The organism is Reyranella soli, from assembly GCF_007992495.1.
GTDB lineage: Bacteria > Pseudomonadota > Alphaproteobacteria > Reyranellales > Reyranellaceae > Reyranella > Reyranella soli.
On sequence record NZ_BKAJ01000316.1, the window covers coordinates 1 to 3,401 of the forward strand.

Below are 3,401 nucleotides of genomic sequence, written 5' to 3' on the forward strand. Positions count from 1 at the left end.
GGCCCGCGCTCCCGATCTAAGCGATCTTCCTCATCGGCAGCTGGTCGATGATCTTCTGCCGCTCGGGATCTTCCAGCATCATCCAGCGGCCGATTTCCTCGACGGTGCGCTTGCAGCCGAGGCAGAAGCCGCTCTTGCGGTCGAGCGTGCAGATGCCGATGCACGGCGACATCACACGCCTCAATGGCGGTGGCCCATCACCCAAGATTGGCACCCATGATCGCTCAGGACTTCTTGCTGAGTTCCGCGAGCTGATTCTGCAGCTCGTCCAGCTTGCGCTTGAGATCGTCGATCGCCGTGTCGTTGGCCGGCGCCGGCGTGGCGGTCGCGTTGGTCTTGGCCGACGGCTCCTGGCCGTTGGCGGCCGTGGGCGGCATCCCCGGTCCACCGGGACGCTGGAACGGATTGAACATGCGCATGGCCCGCTCGAACATCTCCATGTTCTGCTTGCCCATCGTCTCGAACTGCTGGAACGGGTTGAAGCCGAAGGCGTTCTGCAGGTACTTCCGCATCTGCTCCTGGTTGCGGGCGAACTGCGCCATCGACATCTCGAGATACTGCGGCACCACGCCCTGCAGGCTGTCGCCGTAGAACGAGATCAGCTGGCGCAGGAAGGGGATCGGCAGCAGAGTCTGCCCGCCCTTGCTCTCCTCCTCGACGATGATCTGGGTCAGGACCGAGCGCGTGATGTCGTCGCCGGACTTGGCGTCGTAGACCACGAAGTCGGTCTTCTCCTTCACCATCGTCGCCAGATGGTCGAGCGTCACGTAAGCCGATGTCGCCGTATTGTAGAGTCGCCGGTTCGCGTACTTCTTGATCACTACCGGAGCGGATTTGGGGCCGCCTTCGGATCCTGCCTGATCGGCCATTACGCTTCGCTCCCTAGCGGACGCGAGTAAACATCCGTTTACTTCGGATGCGGTCACCTTAGCGCCGATACCGCAGTGCGACAAGGAGCGGTTTGCGCGTGCGAAAGAAGTGTTCGCCGGACGATCGTCATCGTTCATGGGTTATAGTCCGCACATGGCCCCTGAAAACGACGACGCAGGCGATTTCGACAAGCTTGCCCGGCGCTATCTCGACCTCTGGCAGAGCCAGCTCGCCGGGCTTGCCTCCGACCAGGCGCTGACCGAGCAGATCGCGCGGCTTTTCGCTGCCGCGAACGCCCAGGTCGCCAGCGCCCTGCAAGCAGCCCAAGGAGCATCTCATGCAGCCCAGGACTCTTCCGGCAAGACTGGGACCACGTCCGCTGCCCCTCCACCTGGGAACGGCGCTGATGACGTGGGCGAGCTCCGAAAGCGCCTGGAAGCTCTGGAAGCCCGGATCGCCGAGCTCCAATCAAAGCTCGGTTCCTGAGGCGATCGCGGCTCTCCTGCCGGAGATCGCCGCCCTCGAGGCCAAGGCCGGCGCCGGCAAGTTCGAGAGCGCCCTACATCGCGAGATCGCCCGCCGCATGGACCGGCTGGCCGAGGGCGTGCTGGCCTATCGCCGGCATCCGGTCCATCGCGACCTCGAGAATCCACCGGCCGTGTGGAGCGAGGGCAACACGCGGCTGCTCGACTATGGCGCCACGAATCGCACCGCCCGCGTGCGCGGTGCGCGCGCCGTGCTGGTCGTGCCCTCGCTGATCAATCGCTGGGAAGTGCTCGATCTCACGGCGGAGAAGAGCCTGCTGCGCGCCATGGCGGCTGCGGGGCTCCGGCCCTATCTCGTCGACTGGGGCACGCCCAATGCCGACGAGCGCCGCTTCGACAGCACGGCTTACGTGGCCCGCCTCGAACGCGCGCTCGCCTTCCTCACCAAGCGCGCGCGTCGCGCGCCGGCGGTGATGGGCTACTGCATGGGCGGCACGCTCACCGTGGCGCTGGCCGCACGCCAGCCGCGCCGCGTCGCGGGCCTCGCCCTGCTGGCCGCACCGTGGGACTTCCACGCCGACCGCACCGGCCACGCGTTCCTGCTGTCGGCCGGTCCGATGCTGGCACGCGTTGCTGACCAGGTCGGCGAACTGCCGGTCGACATCCTGCAGACGCTGTTCTGGTCGCTCGACCCGTGGCTCGCGGTGAAGAAGTTCGGCCGCTTCCTCGGCATGGACCAGCAAGGCAGCTCGGCGCGCGAGTTCGTGCTCCTGGAGGATTGGCTGAACGACGGCGCGCCGCTCGCCGGCCCGATGGCGCGCGAATGCCTGATCGGCTGGTACGGCGACAACACGCCCGGCGCCGGCCAATGGATGGTCGGCGGCAAGCGCATCGTGCCCTCGAAGATCGCGACGCCCTCGCTGGTCATGATCCCGTCCGGCGATCGCATCGTGCCGCCGTTGTCCGCTGCGGCGCTGGCCGAACCCGGGCGTGGCCTCAAGAACGTGACGCGTCTCGATCTGCCGCTTGGCCATATCGGCATGGTGGTGAGCGGCCGCGCGCGCGATCTTTGCTGGACGCCGCTGATCGAGTGGCTCGGCAACATTCCGTCCAAACGCTCGCGATGACAGAGCAAGACCGTTCGATTGTCTGGAAGCATGTCGCCGTCTGGACCGTGCTGCTCACGGTCTCGGTGTTCGCCCATACCCATGTCGAGCTCGCCAACGAGGCGAGGCGTGGCGAATCCGTCACCTATGGCCGCGTCTTCGCCATCGAGGTGGCGAGCCATCTCGTCGTCGCCGCCCTGCTGCCGGTGCTCTACTGGATGCATCGGCGCTGGCCGGTCCGCGGCGGCGTGCGCAACCTTGCGATCCACGTCGCCGGACTGGTGCCCTTCAGCATCATCCATACGCTCGGCATAGCGGCGCTGCGCCCGCTGTGGTTCTCCGGCATTCTGGGCGAGGACTACAGCTTCCCGCTGACGGTCGACCGTCTGACCTTCGAGTTCGCCAAGGACGTCGTGAACTACGGCATGCTGAGCGGCGCGACCGAATTGCTGCGTCACCTGATCGGGCGTCCGCAGGCCACTGCGGCCGAGACGCCGCCGCCTGTGCCTGCGCCTGCTCCGTCCAGCGCCCTGCCCACTGTACTCCCCGAACGCTTCGCGGTCAGAAAGCGCGGCAAGGAGATCATGGTCGAGGTGGCCGACATCGACTGGATCGAGGCGGCCGGCAACTACGCCGTCCTGCATGTCGGCGGCGAGACGCTGGAGATCCGCTCGTCCCTCACCAAGCTCGAGGGCGAGCTCGATCCCAAGCGCTTCGTCAGAGTCCACAAGTCCTATGTGGTGAACGTGGCGCGCATCGCCGAGGTCACGCCCTGGATCAGCGGCGACTGGCGCATCCGCCTGCAGGACGGCGCCGAGGTGAATTTGAGCCGCCGCTACCGCCAGCGCTTCGAGGCCCTTGTGCCGGTGAGGAGCTGAGGGAGCGGGATCATAGAGCGCAGCGCGGACCGCGGGCGTCCCGCCCGCTCATGAATCATGAT

The 3,401-nt window shown here is 66.6% G+C and carries 5 protein-coding genes; 3 read left to right on the plus strand and 2 right to left on the minus strand.

From position 1 onward, the window contains the following. Positions 1-16: 16 nt before the first annotated feature. Together RSO01_RS46285 and phaR are read right to left on the minus strand one after the other, a co-directional pair. The gene (locus RSO01_RS46285) at positions 17-172 is read right to left on the minus strand and encodes a DUF1289 domain-containing protein (protein WP_147157394.1); all 156 of its coding nucleotides are present in this window, start codon (positions 170-172) and stop codon (positions 17-19) included. Between the two features lie 52 nt (positions 173-224). Then, entirely contained in the window at positions 225-869 is a 645-nt protein-coding gene (gene phaR, locus RSO01_RS46290) for a polyhydroxyalkanoate synthesis repressor PhaR (protein ID WP_147157395.1), read from the minus strand. Between the two features lie 154 nt (positions 870-1,023). Here phaR and RSO01_RS48775 point away from each other — a divergent pair, with 154 nt between their 5' ends. From RSO01_RS48775 to RSO01_RS46300, 3 genes are read left to right on the plus strand one after another with little or no spacing between them, the layout of a single operon-like run. Beyond that, complete coding sequence (locus tag RSO01_RS48775; RefSeq protein ID WP_218037682.1) at positions 1,024-1,356, plus strand: hypothetical protein; 333 nt, start codon at positions 1,024-1,026, stop codon at positions 1,354-1,356. After that, positions 1,277-2,482 (plus strand): alpha/beta fold hydrolase, encoded by a 1,206-nt coding sequence (locus tag RSO01_RS46295; protein ID WP_218037683.1) that lies wholly within the window; start codon positions 1,277-1,279, stop codon positions 2,480-2,482. The genes RSO01_RS48775 and RSO01_RS46295 overlap by 80 nt, the downstream gene beginning before the upstream one ends. Continuing rightward, positions 2,479-3,339: a LytR/AlgR family response regulator transcription factor gene (locus RSO01_RS46300; protein ID WP_147157397.1), complete on the plus strand. Its 861-nt coding sequence runs from the start codon at positions 2,479-2,481 to the stop codon at positions 3,337-3,339. Before RSO01_RS46295 ends, RSO01_RS46300 begins: the two co-directional genes overlap by 4 nt. The last annotated feature ends 62 nt before the right edge of the window (positions 3,340-3,401 follow it).